Genomic DNA, 18,824 nt, shown 5'->3' on the forward strand with positions numbered 1-18,824 from the left:
TTTATGTTGAAAATTGTTTTAATTGACGATGAAAAGGATGCCTTAGAAGCATTAGAATGGAAAATTAATAGGTGTGAAGAAAATGTTTCGATAACCAAATGTAGTTCGCCAATAATAGGTATTGAACTTGTTAAAGAAATTCAACCAGACATTGTATTTCTAGACATTCAAATGCCTGAAATGGATGGCTTTTCATTTATAGAACATTTTCCTGAAAGAAAATTTAAAGTAGTATTTACCACTGCTTATGATGAATACGGGGTTAAAGCGGTAAAAGTTAAAGCTTTTGATTATTTGCTAAAGCCAATAGATATTGATGAATTAACCTTGGCAATTACCAAAATTAAAAACGAAGTTAAAATTGAATCTGCTCAAAACATTGATGCTAAAATTAATATAGCTGCTGATGGTAAGGTATATTTAATTCATAAAGATGAAGTTCTCTATCTAAAGTCAGACAAAAGTTATACAACAATCAGTTTAGAAAATGGGAAAAAGATAGTAGCTACAAAAACTTTAAAAGAAGTTCAGAAAAAATTTATCTGTCCTGAGTTTTTTAGAGTTCATAATTCATATGTGATTAACCTGAAATATGTAACTGAATATAATAAAGGGGCAAGTGAATTAACTATGAAAGATGGTACTGTGGTAAGTATTAGTAGAACTAAAAAGAACGAACTTATAGAAAAGTTGTATTTAGATAGATAATGCAGTTATTAGATATTACATCAGCATTTTACTCATGGATTAGAGGAGGCTTGGTAATGTTATTCGTTTACCATTTCATAATCTATTTACAAAGTAGAGACAAAATTCATAAGTATTATACTGGTTATTTATTCTGTTTAACTGTTTATTTGGTAAGAGATGCTTTTCCTAACCCTACTGTTCAAGAGTTCTATAAATACATTAGCTTTTCAATTCAGTATGTAGGATATGTTTATTTTATTCACTTTGCAAGAAGTTTGGTAAATAGTAAAGTTGATTTTCCGAAGTTAGATTTTTGGGTAGTTCGTTTGTCACAGGTAATGTTACTTTTTGCGGCTATTTTAGTTGGAGTTCAATTTGTTTATGGATATGAGGTGCAAAAGAAAGTAGTAGCATATTCGGTTCCGTTTTCATCAATATGTGGTTTAGTTGTTTTTTATTTAATCTCTAAAAAAAGAACAACCGAGGTTTTTTACTTACTCCTTGGATCAATTTTGTTTTTAATTTTTGCTAATATCAGTTCTATAAAAATGATTAAAGGAGAGTACTATTTAATCGATTTTAAAGTACATAGAATGTTTTATTACTTTGTAGGGGCTTTAATACAAAGTACCATTTTTGCAGTTTTAACAGGAAATTATTTTAGTGAAATTGCTGAAAAGAAAAGAGAAATGGAAGTAAGTTTACTTCGTAAAGAACATCAAATTTCTGAATTAAAATTAACGGCTCTCAAGAGTCAAATGAACCCTCACTTTTTATTCAATTCATTAAACTCAATCAATAATTATGTAATTCAAAATAAAATTGAATTAGCTTCAGATTTTATTACCAAATTTTCATCTCTAGTAAGAAAAGTTTTACAAGCTACAAATAAGAATTCTATTACCCTACAAGAAGAATTAGATATGCTAGCTATTTATGTGAAACTAGAACAAATGCGATTAAAAAATAACTTTATTTTTACTAAGAAGATAGATGAAAATATTAATGTAGAATCGTTAAAAGTGGTCCCATTGTTTTTACAACCTTTTGTAGAAAATGCTATTTGGCATGGGTTAACATTAAAAGAGGGAGATAAAAAATTAGATGTTTCTATTTCGAAAAAGAATGATGCTATAGAAGTTAAAATTATAGATAACGGAATTGGAGTTGAAGAAAGTAAAAAGAGAAAACAGAAAAGCAATGTTAAAAGAAAATCTTACGGAATAAGTATTGTAAAAGAAAGGTTGAGAATTATGTATCAACCACAAAAAACGTTTATAAAGATTAAAGAAATTAATGAGAATGCGAGCTCAGGCACTATGGTTACTATAACTTTTCCTTATGTAGAATAAATCCAAATATTTAAAAAACGTAGCAAAATATTGTTTTTTTACTACCAAATGTTAAAAACTCAGTAATCACAAGGTATTAAGTTATAATTTAGCTGTATTAATAAAGATATGTGGTGTCTGGGGGGAACCCATAGTCTTTTAATTATTAGGGAAAGGAAAGGTTGAAGTGTAAAAACTTTAACCTTTTTGTTTTTACCAATCTTTAAAAGGTAACTTACTTAAGTTTGAGTTGTAGTATTTTTCATCTCCAGTAACTTCTTGGTCTAACCAATTGGGCTTTATAAAAGACTCGTTTTCTGAATTAAGTTCTACTTCAGCAATGATTAGTCCGTTATTATCTCCTAAGAACTCATCAACTTCAAAAAGATGATTTTCTACCTCTACCAAATAACGATACTTTTCTATAATTCCTTTTTCACAAAGAGCAAAAAGTTCCTTAGCCTCTGTTAAACTAATTTCTTTTTCCCACTCATAACGAGTAGTCCCTTCTTTATTAGATGGTCCTTTTATAGTTAAAAATCCTGTATCATCTTTAATTCTAACCCTAACAACTCGTTCTTTATTAGAGTTTAAAAAACCTTGTTTTATATAGTTTTTTTTGTGTGAAGTTTCTTTGTACTTGTTTGAGTTTACCAAGAATTTACGTTCGATTTCTGTAGCCATAAAAGATGATTTGTACGAATGTATCATTTTTTATCGTTAATAATAAATATCTTTGATGTTTAGATGAGAAGGATACATACGTTTTTACTGTTTTTTTGGAGTTTTATAGCTGTTTCTCAAACAGATTATAGTAATCGTTGGGAAGATTTATTTTCGTATACAAACGTAAAAGATTTTGTAAAAGAAGGTAACACAATTTATGCGGTAACCGATAATGCGGTGTTTATTTATGACACCCAAACTAAAAGTACCAGAAAATTATCATCAATACAGGGGCTTTCTGGAGAAACTACAACATCAATTCACTACAATAAAAGCAACGAACGATTAGTTTTAGGGTATGAAAATGGCTTAATTGAAGTTGTAGATAGAGATGGAAAAATAACAACATCTCCAGAAATTACCAACTTTAATCAAACCGGAGAGAAGAGAGTAAATCATATTTACGAATATCAAAACAAGCTATATATTTCTACGTCATTTGCAATTGTCGTTTACGATATAGATAATTTAGAGTTTGGAGATACATATTTTATTGGAGCAGGATCTTCAGATGAATGGGTTAATGAAATGACAGTATTTCAAAACAGAATTTATGCAGCTACAAGAAGCGGATTGTATAGTGCTGATATAAATAATCCTAACCTCATAGATTTTAGTAATTGGACAAGACAGATTACAGGAGATTTTAAAAGTATAACAAGTTTTAATACTCAGTTGTTTGCTGGTAGAGGAAGAGATTTATTGCGAATTAATGGAACTATGAGTTCAGTTGTTAGGAGTTTTTCTCAAGATGTAGTAGCTTTAAAAAGTTCACCATCGAGTTTATCTGTTTCCTTAAATAGTGAGGCATTTGTATTAAATACTTCTTTAAATACAAGAGTACAAGTTCAACCTACTACTAATTTTGGTTTTACACTAAATCAATCTTATGAAGAAAATGGAGAAATTTACTTAGCAACTAAAACCTTCGGAATTTTAAAAACGCAAATAGCTTCTCCGCAAACTTTTGAAGAAATTCATCCAGAAGGTCCATTATTCAATGATATCTTTTCCATAGATGTTCATAATAATAATCTTTGGGTGGTTTATGGTGGTTACGATGCAGCCTATACACCTTTAGGTTTTAGAAAAGGGTTTAGTCATTTTAATGGAGCTAATTGGTTAAATTCTAGATATACAAATTCATATCCTTATCCTGATTTAGTACATGTTACTATTGATAAAACCCTAGAAAATAAAGCATACATAAGTACTATGGGAGGAACAACGAATCCTAATTCAGTAACTACGGGAGGTTTAATGGAAGTTGAAAATGATGTAATTACCAATTATTTTAATCAAAACAATAGTTTGTTAGAACCTATTGCGGGTGTTCCGTTTACCACAATTAGAATAAGTGGAACCGCATTCGATGGACAAGGGAATTTATGGGTGACTAATGTTGGAGTTCCAAATAAACTAAAGAAATTATCACCAAACGGACAATGGACTAGTATCGATTTAAATGTTTTAGATCTTTCAAGAAGAAATGGTATGAACGAGGTTGTGGTAGATAGAGCTAATACAGTTTGGGTAGGAACTCGTAGAAACGGAGTGTTTATTTATAATGAAAACGGAAATCGAAAAAAATCTCTAGTTACTGAACCTAATAAAGGAAATTTGCCAAATTTAAATGTAAGAACTGTAGCTGTAGATAGAAATAATAGAGTTTGGTTAGGAACTTTAACAGGCTTAGTAGTTTATAATAATGCGTTGGGGGTTTTTGATGCTGATATAACCAATGCAGAACCTGTAATTATTTTAGATGATGGCGCTGCGAGAAGATTATTAGGAGATCAAACAGTAAATAGCATAGAAATTGACGGAGCTGATAATAAATGGTTTGGCACCGATAATGGTGGAGTTGTATACACAAATCCGTCAGGGCAAAATACATTAGCAAGGTTTGATAAAGACAATTCACCTTTACCTTCAAACAAAATAGCAAAAATTAAGGTAGACGATATTACAGGAAAAGTATACTTTGCTACCAATAAAGGAATGGTAGCTTATAACAGTAAAGTAGCTCCGTTTGGCGAAGAATTGGGGGAAGTATATGCATATCCAAATCCTGTATTAAAAAATCATGAGACCGTAACAATTGATGGTAGAAATGGTAAGCATTTACCAAAAGGAACCAACGTTAAAATATTAGATGTTGCTGGTAATTTAGTGTATGAAACAAATGTGGTAGAAGGTCAGCAATTATTGGGAGGAAGAGTAGTTTGGAATAAAAAGAACTTAGCAGGTACTAAAGTAGCTTCAGGAATATATATCGTATTACTTTCAAATGAAGATGGTTCCGAAACTTCAACAACTAAAATAGCAATCGTAAATTAATGGCTATAGTTGCAACAAAAGCAATTGTTTTAAATGCGATAAAATACGGAGACACAAGCTTAATTGTAAAATGTTTTACTGAAGAAGAAGGTGTAAAATCGTACATGCTTCGAGGTGTTTTAAAATCTAAAAAAGGTAAGATAAAGCCTGGGTATTTTCAACCATTAACACAATTAAAATTATTAGTAAATCACAATACCAAAGGAAGTTTAAATTCTATTAAAGAAGTGGAAGTTATTCATCCGTATAATTCAATTCCAGTTTCAGTCATAAAACAAACTATTATACTGTTTTTGTCTGAAGTATTGTCTGGTATTATTAGAGAAGAAGAACAGAATAAGCCTTTGTACGAATATATAGAAACGTCATTACTTTGGATTGATACTCATGACAATGTTTCAAACTTTCATCTGCTGTTTTTGTTGAATTTTTCAAAGTATTTAGGTTTTTATCCAGATGTAAGTGAACATCACAAAGAAGCCTTTAATTTGTTGGAGGGAGCATTTGTAGATAATCAGTACGAAAAGTTTTTAGTAATAAACCCCGAATTAGGTCTTTTTAAAAGGCTTTTAGGCATAAATTTTGATGCAATAGATAAAATTTCATTTAGTAAGAATGAAAGACAAACTGTATTAAGAATTATAATTCAATATTTTGAACTACATTTGGACGGTTTTAAACAACCTAAATCGTTAGATGTATTAGAAACGGTGTTTAGTTAACTCATGAAGAAGGCTTTATTTATAGTACTTATATTATTTTTTTCAATTAGTATTTTTTCTCAAGAAGTTACTGTATTCGATGGTGAAACAGGCAAGCCGATTGAAGCAGTGGCGGTTTTTAATAAAGACAAGTCTAAATCTGGGGTAACAAATTCAGATGGAGTTATAGATGTCAGTGATTTTTCCGATAAAGAATTGTTGATTTTTACACATGTTTCTTATGCCGAATTACAGTTAAGTAAAGCTACAGTTGTAGCAAATTATAACGAAGTTTTTTTATCTAAACAATCTGAACAATTGGATGAGGTAGTGGTTTCTATGTTTAAGAACAAAGCCAAAACTAATAGAATAGCGGAACAAATAGCTATTGTTTCTCAAAAAGAAATAGAACGGGTTTCACCGCAAACTTCTGCAGATTTATTAGCAAATATTCCTGGTATTAAAGTTCAAAAATCTCAGTTTGGAGGAGGAAGCCCAGTGTTAAGAGGAATGGAAAGTAACAGGGTTTTATTGGTGGTAGATGGAGTTCGATTGAATAATGCTATTTACAGAAAAGGGCATTTACAAAACGCTATTACCGTTGCTCCGAATTTATTAGATAGAACTGAGGTTGTTTTTGGACCATCATCGGTTATTTATGGTTCAGATGCTTTAGGAGGGGTTATTCACTATTATACCAAAACACCAAAATTATCTGAGAAAAACGAAGTAAGAAGCTCTTTGTTTTCAAGATATAGCACCGTAAATCAAGAGACCACTAATGTGTTTTCTGCAGAACTTCGATTTAAAAAATGGGCTTCATTTACTTCGGTAGCGCATAGTAATTTTGGAGATTTAAAAATGGGAGAAAATAGAACTCATGGTTTTAACGATTGGGGAAAAGTATTCTTTTATTCAGAAAATTTAAACGGAAATTATAAAGAAACTCCAACAGCAAATTCTGATGTAAACTTGCAAAGAAATACAGGATACAAACAAACGGATGTTTTACAGAAATTCTATATTCCTCTTTCTAAAAAAACAGATTTAAAATTAAATTTTCAATATTCAACATCTTCAGACATACCAAGGTTTGATCGATTAACCGAATTAAAAGGAGGTAGTTTAAAATTTGCAGAATGGTATTATGGCCCTCAAAGCAGATTGTTAATTTCTCCACAGTTACTATTTTCTCCAAACAAAAAATGGATGGAAAAAGGAACGTTAACATTGGCATATCAAAATATTAAAGAAAGCCGAATAAATAGAAAATTTGGTAGTTTGAATAGAACTTATAGAACTGAAAAAGTAAATATCTTTAGTATAAATGGAGATTTTTCTGTGCCATTGGCAGAAAAAAGAAATTTAGGATATGGTTTTGAAATGTCTTACAATGATGTAGATTCTACACCAGAAGGAAAAATTTTAAATATTAACAATGGTGAAATTATTGGTTTTAGTGGAAGTTTTCCTGTGCAATCTCGTTATGCCGATGGCGGAAGTAGCTATTTAAGTACTGCGATTTATACAGATTATAGGCAAGATATTAATAGTAAATCAACTTTAAATACTGGAATTCGATTAACAAACACAGTTCTTAAAGCTAAATGGAATGATGAGACTTTTATTCAATTACCAAATAATGATATTCAGTTAAATAATACTGCTGTTACTGCTACCGTTGGTTACGTTTATAAACCAACAAAAAACTGGCAATTAAATGCGGTAGTTTCATCAGGGTTTAGATCTCCAAATATTGACGATGTAGGTAAAGTTAGAGAGAAAAACGACTTGGTAACAGTGCCGAACATTAATTTGAAACCAGAGTATGCTTATAATGCAGAAATTGGTATTCAGAAGTATTTTAATGAAAGAAAATTTAGAGTAGGAGCTAATATATACTATACCTTATTAGATAATTATATTTATCGTGAAGCTTTTCAGTTAGATGGAAATACGAACATTAATTATGATGGTCAATCATTAGCAACTGTTTCGAATGTAAACAAAGGGTCTGCCTATGTTACTGGGTTTACAATAAGTTATTTAGGTAAGTTGTTTAATAATTTTAAAACTGAAGGATTTATAACCTATACCAAAGGAAGGGCATACGATACTAATAAACCATTATCATCTATTCCTCCATTATTTGGTAGGTTTGAATTAGGGTATTCTGACGATAAAATTGAAGCAGGAGCTAACCTAGTTTTTAATGCTCGAAAAGATATAGAAGATTACAATATAGAAGAAGGAATTGATAATCATCAACAAACTCCAATAGTTAACGAAAATGCTACAGATGCTAGAGAAAAGTATTATGGTACACCTAGTTGGATAACTGTAGGTTTGTACGGAAAATACAAGCTAAACTCTAGTGTAGCAGTTCAAGGACAATTAACAAATTTGTTTGATGTTCACTATAAAGAATTTGCATCTGGGGTATCTGCTCCAGGTAGAAATTTATCAGTTTCTCTTATGATTAATTTATAAACACAAAAACATGATCAACGCGTTTAAACTCGTAAGTCTTTTAGAAGGAATATCATATATTTTATTACTGTTTATTGCAGTGCCAATAAAGTATTTACAAGGAAATCCTGAATATGTAAAAATGTTAGGAATGCCACACGGATTATTATTTGTTGCCTATATAATAATGGCAATAATGTTAAAGTATGAATTGAATTGGAACGGTAAAACATTCGGAATTGTATGTTTACTTTCCATATTACCTTTCGGAACTTTCTTTGTAGGAAAATATTTAAAATAAAAAGTCGGGTTTTAAACCCGACTTTTTATTTTATCCACCACTCACAGGTGGTATAATTGCTATTACATCATTGCTTTTAATAATATAATCGTCTTGCGCATAACTCTCATTTACGGCGATAGCATAAGAACTTACTGTTTTTAACTTCGGAAATTTTTCTGAAAAGAATGTTTTAAACTCTAAAACAGAGATATTTTCAGGAAACTCTACTGTTATTGAAGATTCTCCAACTAAATCTGAAGCAATACCAAATAATAGGATTTGTATTCTCATACAACAAAGGTAAATTAATCTAACAGTTTTATACCAAAAACGACTCCGTTTTTGTGATTACCATTAAAGCTAGAGCGAACATAGTCTACTCGTAAAAAACGCCATTTACCCCAGCCAATATTGTCTAATCCTAAAGAAAGTTCTGAATAAGGTTTTGTATCTCCAGTAAACAATCCTTTTGCACCAGCAACTAAATGAAAGTTTAGTTTATTTAATAACGGGATTTTATTTAAAATGAACCCTTTAAAATTGTGCTCTGCATGCATTTCAGAAAACTTATCATTTGTGCTTAAATCATAATACCCTAATAAGTTAAAATGATTTGTGTAATCATTAGAAGGAGCTACTGAGGTTTGGTTTCCATTAAAATGTTGATAATCCATAAATGGAATATTGTTCTTTTCAAGGAAAATTCCCGAACGAATATTATATTTAAAATCACCAATGTTTCCTAAAGAAATATCTTGATTTATTCTTGTGAAAACTAAATCAGAATGTAATTGACTATTTCCTGAACCAAAAGTCTTTTTATATCCCACAAATAAAGAAGGATAGTTTTTGTTACGAACGTTCCATTTTGCATCTGGATACGATAAAAACTTATTTCCAAAACTAATAGAAGCTCCAATAGTTGCAGTCCATATGTGATGTGGAGTAAATGAAGGGTTTGTGTTCAATGGATTTCTTGGATCGTTTGAAGTGTATTCCACATTATCTCTATTTACAAAACTATAATCGGTAGTATTTGTAAGTGGTTTTCTATCTGCAAATTCTAAAGAAGAATACAAACGAACTCCATTTAAAATATCATTATCAAAACTAACTTTAGCAAACTTTTTCTCGTAAAGCTTTATATAGTTTCTTTCGTAAAACAACGAGCTAATTGAGTTGAATAGTTTTGGTATAGGATTTCTATTGTTAAATTGACTCGTAGTTACACCTCCAGAAATACGCAATATCGGTTTGTTTATATTATTCCATTTATACGTGAAGCTAGCAGTAGGTCTTAAGCGTTTGTCAGAAAAACCGTAGTTAAAATCAGTACCAATTCTATACCATTTTCCTTTATCATTTAAACGTTTAAAATAAGACATGTTTAACGATGTGTTGAATCCTTGAACCGTGTTGAAATTAGTGTTTAGAATAGGAGAATCAATATTAAAACTCCATTTTTCGTAAGAGTCTCTATAAGTATAACCAACTAAAGGAGTAGCCCAAGAAAGTTTATTACGAGTTTGATCTACAGAATCTAAATACTTTTCAGATTTTCTAACCAATTTAATAGCATCTTTTACAATATAGTCTTTGTGTTCTTCTTTTGTAAGCGGAATTGGTCTTAATGTATTCCAATATGCGGAGTCTTTTTTGGTTGCATTTTTTTCAAAAGATAAAATCTCATTTCCAAAAGATTTTTTAGTAAAACTAGGTGTAAAATTATAGTCAGAATACGCAGCAGTAAAACGACCATTAACGTTAATTCCTAACATACCAGCTTTAAAATCGATAGTTTGAGAAATAATAACCCAAGCATCGTTATCTTTAGAGTAATTATAGTTCTGTTTGAAATGTAAATTCTTTATCATTGGGCTGTTTACCTGTTCTCCAGTAACAGTAATGTCTGTTCCGTATAAAGCCCAAGTATCTTCAATAATGTAAATAAAACCTTCTACTACTCTATCGTTTTTGCGCTTAGGTGTAACTTTAATTTTATTAATTAAAATACCGCTTTTGGTATAAAAAGTACCCGCTAATTTGTAGTTGTAATAGCTAAAAGCATAGTTTGCAATTGGAGAAACAATATCAGTTTCAACAATGTTAATTGTATTATTATAAAAGTTGAAGTTAACTTCTTCTGCTTGATTGAAAGAAATTCCGTTGTCTTGTCCACTAACCTTTGAAGCTATAATATGCTCCTTAAAGTTTTTAGGTTTTTTTTGATAAGAAATTTTAGAAACAGTTTCTGAAAGATAAATTATTCCACTTCTTGTAGAATCTAAACCGCCTCCTAAATCACCTATTTTTTGACCTAGAATTTGTTTCGGCGCATTCTTTATTTTAATCAATCCACGAGAATAAAAGTTAGCGTTGTATTCAGCAGTTTTATTGGTATTTCGATCTTTATTATTAATTGCATTTCTGATAATTCTAATAGCAGGATTGTCTTTGCTGTTAACCACAGCTTCGTCTAAAGTAACTTGTTCTTCCGAAAGTTGAACATTAAGCTTATAAGGAAATTCGTTTACTGAAATTTCTTTTCGTAAGGTTTTAAAACCTAACATTTGAAAAACTACAGTGTGTTTTCCTGTTTTAGATAACGATAACTCATATTCACCATTATTGTTAGAAGATGTACCAGTAACCGTTCCGTCTAAATAAATGCTTACAAAAGAGATTGGTTTGTTGTTTTTGTCACTTACAGTTCCCTTTATTTGAGCAGAAAACTTAAAAGAATAGCAACATAAAAAAAGTAGCAATGTAATTTTTTTCATAGTTTAATTGTTGATTTATAGGTGGCAAACCTATTTAATAACCGTTAGTAAATATGTATACAAAAAGTTAAATAAGTTACAAAGAACTCTTAAAAAAGATAGACTACTAATTTTTGTAAAAGGTTGCTTCTATTGATCTTTTTTCTTTTTCTTCTTTCCGAATAAGCCACCTAAAACGTCTTTTACGTCTTTAACAACATCGTTCTTTTTGTTGGTAGAATCTTTCTTAGTACCTCCGCCTAACAAACTATTAAGAGTATTGTTTACTAACTTGTCTTTTTGCTTTTGAATTAAGGTTTGAGTAAGTTTTGTTACTGATGAAGATAAATCTGTTTTAACACTCGGACTCGACATGTTTCCTGTGATATTCGCAGTTACAGGTACAGTAATGTTTTGGTCGTTAGCACTTAGTTTAGATAATAAACCCTGTACCTCGTTACCTAAGTATTTTGCAGGAACATCGAAGGTAACATTGTAGTTCATTGTTTGATCGAAACCATGAGTTCCACCAATATTAATTCCGATATCTTGATATTTTATTTTGAAAGGTTTTACTGCAACTTTACCATCTTTAAAAGAAAGTTTTGTTTTAATATCAGACAAGTCTAATTTAGTTAAATCAATAAAAGAAAGTTTGTCGTTTAACAAGCTTAAAGCTTTTGTTTTTTCAGGATTGATTTTAGTTGTAAGTAACTCTGCTAATGCATCTCCCGAAACTGATGTTAAATTTGGTGTAAAATCTTTGTTTAAGCTTCCAGATAAGTCAATGTCTGAGTTTAGCTTTCCGTCCATAGCAGAGGCAATTGGGCTTAGGTTTTGTAACAATTCTAAACTGTTAAAAGATTGCCCAATATTGAAAGATTTAATGCCTAATTTCATGGCAAAAGTTGGCTCTTTTTTCTGAGTGTTTATTTCTCCATTTAAAGCAATAGCTCCGTTAAAAATATTAGCGTTTACATTTTGTAAAACAGCTTTTTCGTCTTTTAATAATAAGCGACCTTTTACATTTTTTAAAGTAAGATTATCATAATATACATTTGCAGCATCTGCATACACAGAGCAATCTAAAAATGCAGGTATTTTCAATGCTTCTTCAGTTTTAGGAGCTTCTTCTTTTGTTGGTGTTTCAGGTTCTTTATTCTCGGGTTTAGCTTGCATAAAATCGCTCACATAAAAATTGTTTGATTTTGCATTAAAGTTTCCTTTAAGTTTTTTGTTTGATAGTAAAAAACCTAGAAGATTATCAATTTTCCCTGTAGCTTTAAAATCACTTTTCCCAGACAAAGCATCAAACTTAGTTAGCTTGACAGTGCTTGGTGTAAAAGCAACTTTTGCACTGTTAATAGTTAGCGGATTAACAATGTCTTTTGAAGAAAAAACAAAATCGTTAATTTCAATATGTCCACTATTTTTAATTCTATTAACAATGTTTTTTTGAATAGCTTCAACATCAAACTGAGTGTTTAAGTTTGCTTTTAAAATACCACTCAATTCATTTTTAAAAGTAACAGGATATGCTTTGTTAATATTTCCTAAGTTAAGAGTTCCATTTACAGTTCCATCTACTTTCGGGTTTGTTGTTAGGTTAAAAATATTTCCTTTTCCAGAGAATTTGTCTTTATCAATTTGAAAAGCGAAATTATGAATGTTTACAAAGGTGTTTTTTAAAAGTCCAGTAGTGTTTTTAAGTTGAGCATCTATATGAATGTTTTGCACACTTTTAGGTAAATCAGGATATTTAAAAGAAGCATTGCTAGAAGCAACATTAATTGCCATTTTTGGAATATGCTTATCATCTATAATTCCATTTATATTTCCTTTTACCGAAAAGTTACCAGTAGTTGTAACTCCGTTTAAGTTCTTTGCGTAAGCTTCAGGAATTAACCCTAAAAAGTTTTTAAAATCAGAAGAAGGGGTTTCAAAAGTTAAAGCAATTTCTTGATTTTTATCGTTAACTTTAACAGAACCGTCAAATTTTAAAGGAAGTTTGTTTAGTAACAATTCATTCTCTTTAAAAGTGAATTTTTTGTTTTCTAAATCCATTCCAATAACAGCATCTAAAGAAACTTTTTGATTATTCGCATATAAAGTTCCGTTTTTACCAAAAGAAATTGTTGTTGAGGTTTTGGTATCTAACTCTGAGTTAGATTGAGAGAAATCTCCACTTCCAGAATGATTGAAATCTGTTAATGCTAATTCAGTTTTAGTTTGTAGATCGTTATATTTTATTGTACTGTTTTCAATACTGTAGTTTTTTATAGAAACTCCAAAACTACTTGAGCTAACAGGAGTTTCTGAAGAAGATGTTTGTGTCGTTTTCGTTTTAGAAATGTCGTAATTAGCTTTTCCATTTTTATTAACTTTCACATCAACTAAAGCATTTTTAATAGAAAAAGATTTAACATTCAGTTGTTCACTACTGTTTTTTAGTAATTCTGATAAACTTAGGTTTAGACTAATTTCTTTTCCGTAGAATAAAGTGTCACCTTTAAAAGGTTCAAAATTAATAACAGTAATATTTTCTAAATTTACTGAAGCGTTAGGGAAATTACTAAGTAAACTTAAGTTCGCGTTAGAAAAATCAACCTGAGCATTTACATTATTATTAATAGTTTCTTTTACAAGATTTATAATTTTGTCTTGAAATAATAAAGGAATGGTGATTAGTACTATTAAACCAAATACTACGATACCTGCGACTATTTTGAAAACTTTTTTCATAGAAAGAAACACTTAAAACTTAATAACGTTCAAAGTTCTTGATTATTTGTTAAGAAACCGCTAATAAAACTATAAAATTAAAACTTTTGGTAGTTTTGCATTTAAGTTGAAAATAAAAGAACAATATTCACAATTTATAAAAGCCCAAGCAAAACGTTTGGGATTTTTAGAATGCGGTATTGCCAAAGCCGATTTTTTAGAAGAAGAAGCACCAAGATTAGAAAATTGGTTGCAGAATAATTATCATGGAGAAATGCGCTATATGGAAAATCATTTCGATAAGCGTTTAGACCCGAGATTATTGGTAGAAGGAGCAAAATCGGTTGTTTCGTTGTCGTACAATTATTTTCCAAAAGAAGTTCAGAAAAACCAAGATTATAAAATTTCTAAGTATGCATACGGACAAGATTATCACCACATAATTAAAGCGAAACTAAGAGAATTGCTTTCGTTGATAAATGATGAAATTGGAGAAGTTTCAGGAAGATGTTTTGTAGATTCAGCTCCAGTATTAGAAAGAGCATGGGCAGAAAAAGCAGGTTTAGGTTGGAACGGAAAACACACATTACTCATTCAAAAACAACAGGGATCTTTTTTCTTTTTAGCAGAATTAATAATTGATTTAGAATTAGCATACGACAATCCGTTTGCTACAGATCACTGCGGAAAATGTAGACGATGTATTGATGCTTGTCCTACAGAAGCCATTTTACCCAATAATACAGTTGATGGTAGTAAATGCATTTCATACTTAACGATAGAATTAAGAGATGCGATTCCATCAGAATTTAAAGACAAAACAGATAATTGGATGTTCGGTTGTGATGTTTGTCAAGATGTTTGTCCTTGGAATCGTTTTTCTAAACCACATTCAGAGCCACTTTTTGCACCTCAAGAAGATTTGTTAGAAATGACTAAAAGAGATTGGGAGGAAATAACACAAGAAACTTTTAGTAAAGTGTTTAAAAAATCTGCTGTAAAGAGAACTAAATATGCAGGCTTGCAGCGAAATATTTCTTTTTTAAAAAAATAAAACAGAGCAAATTTGCTCTGTTTTTCATTAGGTACTTTTTATTTAGGGTTGGTTTCTCCGAAGAAAAACCAATTTAAGCCTTTTTTAAATTTGTTAGTTTCTTCTGCTGGTTCTTTACTATTCTCTTTCATAGTTTCTTGTGCAAATAAGTCAATAACAAACTCATCATAACTCTTACCTATTTCTTCTTTTAAATAAGCTTCGAAATAAAGTTCACTTGCCTTTTCTCCTTTAATTTTTTCAATGTCTAAAAGTGTTTTGTATAAAGGTTCAATTTTTTCAATAACACTATTAGGCACTGCTTTTCTCCTTCCGGTATAACCAGTAACTTCTCCTTTTTCGTTTTTGTCAATTGTAAAGTCGGTAATCACCCAATAATACCTACCTGAACGAGTTAAGTTTTTTACAATAGCATGAAAGTTGTTGCCTTTTTTTAATGCATCCCATAAGGCTTTAAAGGCAACTTTAGGCATATCTGGGTGTCGAATAACATTGTGGGGTTCACCTATTAATTCAATAGCGTTGTATTCACAAGTTTTTGTAAATGCATCATTAGCATACAAAATAGTACCGTGAACATCTGTTTTACTTACAATAGTTTGAGATTTGTCCCATTTAACTTCTTCATCTAAAATAATAGTTGGGGGAGTAATTGTTTTCATTTTAGCGTATTTATTAAATTATGTTTTACAAAAATCATGAGTTTAAGGAGAAGCGAAAATGATATTTGTCAGTTTAGCAATATTATTTAAACTAAATAACAAACCGTATATTTGCAGGTTCAAACAAACAACCGAAGATCTATGAGTAATTCTCGAAAAAGACGCGAGGCTTTATTGTATCACGCTAAACCAAAACCAGGTAAGATAGCTGTGGTACCAACTAAAAAATATGCTACCCAGCGCGATTTAGCATTGGCGTATTCCCCAGGAGTAGCAGAGCCTTGTTTAGAAATTGCAAAAGATAAAAATAACGTATATAAATATACCGCTAAAGGTAATTTAGTGGCAGTAATATCTAACGGAACTGCCGTTTTAGGTTTAGGAGATATTGGTCCTGAAGCTTCAAAACCAGTAATGGAAGGTAAAGGTTTATTATTTAAAATTTTTGCTGATATTGATGTTTTTGATATTGAAGTTGATGCTACCGATGTAGATAGATTTGTAGAAACAGTAAAAGCAATAGCTCCTACTTTTGGAGGGATAAATCTTGAAGATATTAAAGCTCCTGAAGCTTTTGAAATAGAACGTCGATTAAAAGAGGAATTAGATATTCCAGTAATGCACGACGATCAACATGGTACAGCAATTATTTCTGCTGCGGCATTAAAAAATGCATTAGAAATTGCAGAAAAGAATATTGAAGATGTAAGAATCGTAGTAAGCGGAGCGGGTTCTGCAGCAGTGTCTTGTGCTACATTATATCTAGCACTTGGAGCCAGAGCAGAAAATATTACAATGTTTGATGTAAACGGATTGTTAGATAAAAACAGAACCGATTTAGCACCAAATCAACAGAAATTTACAACAGATAAAAACTATAAAAACCTTGCTGAAGCAATGGTAGCTGCTGATGTTTTTCTTGGGCTTTCTGTTGGTGGATTGGTAACAAAAGAAATGGTGCAGTCTATGGCTAAAAACCCTATTGTATTTGCAATGGCAAATCCGGTTCCTGAAATTTCTTATGAAGAAGCAGTAGCTTCAAGAGAAGATATTATCATGGCAACAGGAAGGTCAGATCACCCTAATCAAGTAAATAATGTATTAGGTTTTCCATTTATCTTTAGAGGGGCATTAGATGTAAGAGCAACAGCAATTAATGAAGAAATGAAGATGGCTGCTGTTCATGCAATTGCAGATTTAGCAAAGAAAACAGTGCCAGAGCAAGTAAATATTGTTTATGATGAGGTAAGTCTTTCATTCGGTAAAGATTATATTATTCCGAAGCCATTTGATCCAAGATTAATATATGAAATTCCACCAGCAATTGCTAAAGCTGCGATGGACTCTGGAGTTGCTCAAGAACCAATTACCGATTGGGATAAATACCGAGAAGAATTAATGGATCGTTCGGGTACTGGTAGTAAAGAAATTAGATTAATTCACAACCGTGCTAAGAAAAACCCTAAACGAGTAATTTTTGCTGAAGCAGATCATTTAGATGTGTTAAAAGCTGCACAACGAGTTCATGATGAACGATTAGGAAAGCCAATTCTTTTAGGAAATAAAGAGATAATTTTAGAGCTAAAAGAAGAATTAGGTTTTGATGCAGATGTGCCAATTATTGACCCTAAAACTCCAGAAGAAAAAGAAAGACGTCGTCGTTTTGCTGAAATATTTTGGGCTTCTCGTCAGCGTAAAGGAGTAACATTTTTTGAAGCTAAAAAATGGATGCGTGAGCGTAATTATTTTGCTGCAATGATGGTGAATTGTGGTGAGGCAGATGCTTTAATAACTGGATATTCAAGACCGTATCCTGCAGTTGTAAAACCAATGTTAGAGCTTATTGAAAAAGATCATGGAGTAACTAGAGTGGCTGCAACAAACTTAATGCTTACCAAACAAGGACCAATGTTCTTATCTGATACAACGATAAACATTAATCCGACAGCAAAAGACTTAGCTAAAATCACACAGTTAACTTCAGTATTAGCAAAAATGTTTGGAATGAAACCTAATATTGCCATGTTAGGATTTTCAAATTTTGGGTCATCGAAAACTGAAACTTCTCAAAAAATAAGAGAAGCGGTGTCTTATATCCATAGAAACCATCCAAATGTAGTGGTTGATGGAGAATTACAAGCAGATTTCGCATTAAACCCAAGCTTGTTAGCGAAAGAATTTCCTTTTTCAAAGTTAAATGGAAAGAAAGTGAACGTACTTATTTTTCCTAATCTTGAATCTGCAAATATTACTTATAAATTAATGAAACAGGTAGATGGAGTTGAGTCTATCGGTCCAATTTTATTAGGTATGAGTAAGCCAGTTCATATTTTACAATTAGGAGCTAGTGTAGATGAGATGGTAAATATGGCTGCTGTTGCTGTTGTAGATGCTCAAAATAAAGAGAAAAAACGTCGAGCAAAACAAAAAAATCAAGCAAAATAATAGGTTTTCAAAGACAAATATTTTTTTCTACTTTAGACAACTCGAAATAAATTAGGGATGATAACACAAATTAGGGGAAGACTTGTTGAGAAAAATCCAACAGAAGTAGTGGTAGATTGCAATGGTGTAGGATACTTACTTCATATTTCTCTAAATACATATTCCGCATTACCAAGTGATGAAAATGTTGTGTTATATACTCATCTTTCTATTCGAGAAGATGCCCATACACTTTACGGATTTATTAACAAGGTCGAAAGAGAAGTTTTTAAACTTTTAATTTCTGTATCGGGTGTAGGACCTAGTACAGCAAGAACAATGCTGTCTTCTATGACTACCCAAGATATTCAACAAGGAATAGCCTCTGAAAATGTAAAGTTAATTCAATCGGTAAAAGGTATTGGTGCTAAAACGGCGCAACGTGTTATAGTCGATTTAAAAGACAAAATGCTTAAAACGTTTGATATTGATGAGGTTTCGATTGTTGAAGACAATACTCGTAAGGAAGAAGCGTTATCTGCATTAGAGGTTTTAGGTTTTGCACGTAAACAAGCCGATAAAGTAGTTAGTAATATATTAAAAGAAACGCCACAAGCTACGGTTGAAGAGCTTATAAAAAAGGCGCTGAAAAACTTATAAATAA

The 18,824-nt window shown here is 31.0% G+C and carries 14 protein-coding genes; 9 read left to right on the plus strand and 5 right to left on the minus strand.

Annotated elements, in window-relative coordinates; genetic code table 11:
- Positions 1-3 precede the first annotated feature (3 nt).
- Together WH52_RS12795 and WH52_RS12800 are read left to right on the plus strand one after the other, a co-directional pair.
- Positions 4-708 carry a LytR/AlgR family response regulator transcription factor gene (locus WH52_RS12795; RefSeq protein ID WP_086031352.1) on the plus strand — a complete coding sequence of 235 codons (705 nt, stop codon included), beginning with the start codon at positions 4-6 and terminating at the stop codon, positions 706-708.
- Positions 708-2,042: a sensor histidine kinase gene (locus WH52_RS12800; protein ID WP_086031353.1), complete on the plus strand. Its 1,335-nt coding sequence runs from the start codon at positions 708-710 to the stop codon at positions 2,040-2,042. Before WH52_RS12795 ends, WH52_RS12800 begins: the two co-directional genes overlap by 1 nt.
- A gap of 192 nt (positions 2,043-2,234) precedes the next feature.
- Here the strand turns inward: WH52_RS12800 and WH52_RS12805 are convergent, their stop codons facing one another.
- Positions 2,235-2,705 carry a CYTH domain-containing protein gene (locus WH52_RS12805; protein WP_086031354.1) on the minus strand — a complete coding sequence of 157 codons (471 nt, stop codon included), beginning with the start codon at positions 2,703-2,705 and terminating at the stop codon, positions 2,235-2,237.
- 63 nt (positions 2,706-2,768) lie between these two features.
- On the opposite strand from WH52_RS12805, the gene porZ reads away from it, so the two are divergent.
- From porZ to WH52_RS12825, 4 genes are read left to right on the plus strand one after another with little or no spacing between them, the layout of a single operon-like run.
- Positions 2,769-5,087, plus strand: coding sequence for a type IX secretion system anionic LPS delivery protein PorZ (gene porZ, locus WH52_RS12810; RefSeq protein ID WP_086031355.1), 2,319 nt, complete (start codon positions 2,769-2,771; stop codon positions 5,085-5,087).
- Entirely contained in the window at positions 5,087-5,809 is a 723-nt protein-coding gene (recO, locus tag WH52_RS12815) for a DNA repair protein RecO (protein ID WP_086031356.1), read from the plus strand. The genes porZ and recO overlap by 1 nt, the downstream gene beginning before the upstream one ends.
- A gap of 3 nt (positions 5,810-5,812) precedes the next feature.
- Entirely contained in the window at positions 5,813-8,278 is a 2,466-nt protein-coding gene (locus WH52_RS12820) for a TonB-dependent receptor (protein ID WP_086031357.1), read from the plus strand.
- A gap of 10 nt (positions 8,279-8,288) precedes the next feature.
- Positions 8,289-8,558 (plus strand): DUF3817 domain-containing protein, encoded by a 270-nt coding sequence (locus WH52_RS12825; protein WP_086031358.1) that lies wholly within the window; start codon positions 8,289-8,291, stop codon positions 8,556-8,558.
- A gap of 30 nt (positions 8,559-8,588) precedes the next feature.
- Here WH52_RS12825 and WH52_RS12830 read toward each other — a convergent pair whose 3' ends face one another.
- The 3 genes from WH52_RS12830 to WH52_RS12840 all read right to left on the minus strand — a co-directional run bounded on the left by WH52_RS12830 (position 8,589) and on the right by WH52_RS12840 (position 14,041).
- Positions 8,589-8,831, minus strand: a complete 243-nt coding sequence (locus tag WH52_RS12830) for a MoaD/ThiS family protein (protein WP_086031359.1) — start codon at positions 8,829-8,831, stop codon at positions 8,589-8,591.
- A gap of 14 nt (positions 8,832-8,845) precedes the next feature.
- Positions 8,846-11,320: a DUF5686 and carboxypeptidase regulatory-like domain-containing protein gene (locus WH52_RS12835; protein WP_086031360.1), complete on the minus strand. Its 2,475-nt coding sequence runs from the start codon at positions 11,318-11,320 to the stop codon at positions 8,846-8,848.
- 129 nt (positions 11,321-11,449) lie between these two features.
- Positions 11,450-14,041, minus strand: coding sequence for an AsmA-like C-terminal region-containing protein (locus tag WH52_RS12840; protein WP_086031361.1), 2,592 nt, complete (start codon positions 14,039-14,041; stop codon positions 11,450-11,452).
- Positions 14,042-14,147: 106 nt separating this feature from the next.
- Here WH52_RS12840 and queG point away from each other — a divergent pair, with 106 nt between their 5' ends.
- Positions 14,148-15,074: a tRNA epoxyqueuosine(34) reductase QueG gene (gene queG / locus WH52_RS12845; RefSeq protein ID WP_086031362.1), complete on the plus strand. Its 927-nt coding sequence runs from the start codon at positions 14,148-14,150 to the stop codon at positions 15,072-15,074.
- A 38-nt stretch (positions 15,075-15,112) separates the two neighbouring features.
- Here the strand turns inward: queG and WH52_RS12850 are convergent, their stop codons facing one another.
- Complete coding sequence (locus WH52_RS12850) at positions 15,113-15,736, minus strand: PAS domain-containing protein (protein ID WP_086031363.1); 624 nt, start codon at positions 15,734-15,736, stop codon at positions 15,113-15,115.
- A gap of 141 nt (positions 15,737-15,877) precedes the next feature.
- Here WH52_RS12850 and WH52_RS12855 point away from each other — a divergent pair, with 141 nt between their 5' ends.
- Both WH52_RS12855 and ruvA read left to right on the plus strand, forming a co-directional pair.
- Entirely contained in the window at positions 15,878-18,181 is a 2,304-nt protein-coding gene (locus WH52_RS12855) for an NADP-dependent malic enzyme (RefSeq protein ID WP_086031364.1), read from the plus strand.
- A 57-nt stretch (positions 18,182-18,238) separates the two neighbouring features.
- Positions 18,239-18,820, plus strand: coding sequence for a Holliday junction branch migration protein RuvA (ruvA, locus tag WH52_RS12860; protein WP_086031365.1), 582 nt, complete (start codon positions 18,239-18,241; stop codon positions 18,818-18,820).
- Positions 18,821-18,824 lie beyond the last annotated feature (4 nt).

This window comes from Tenacibaculum holothuriorum, from assembly GCF_002120225.1.
Taxonomy (GTDB): Bacteria; Bacteroidota; Bacteroidia; order Flavobacteriales; family Flavobacteriaceae; genus Polaribacter; species Polaribacter holothuriorum.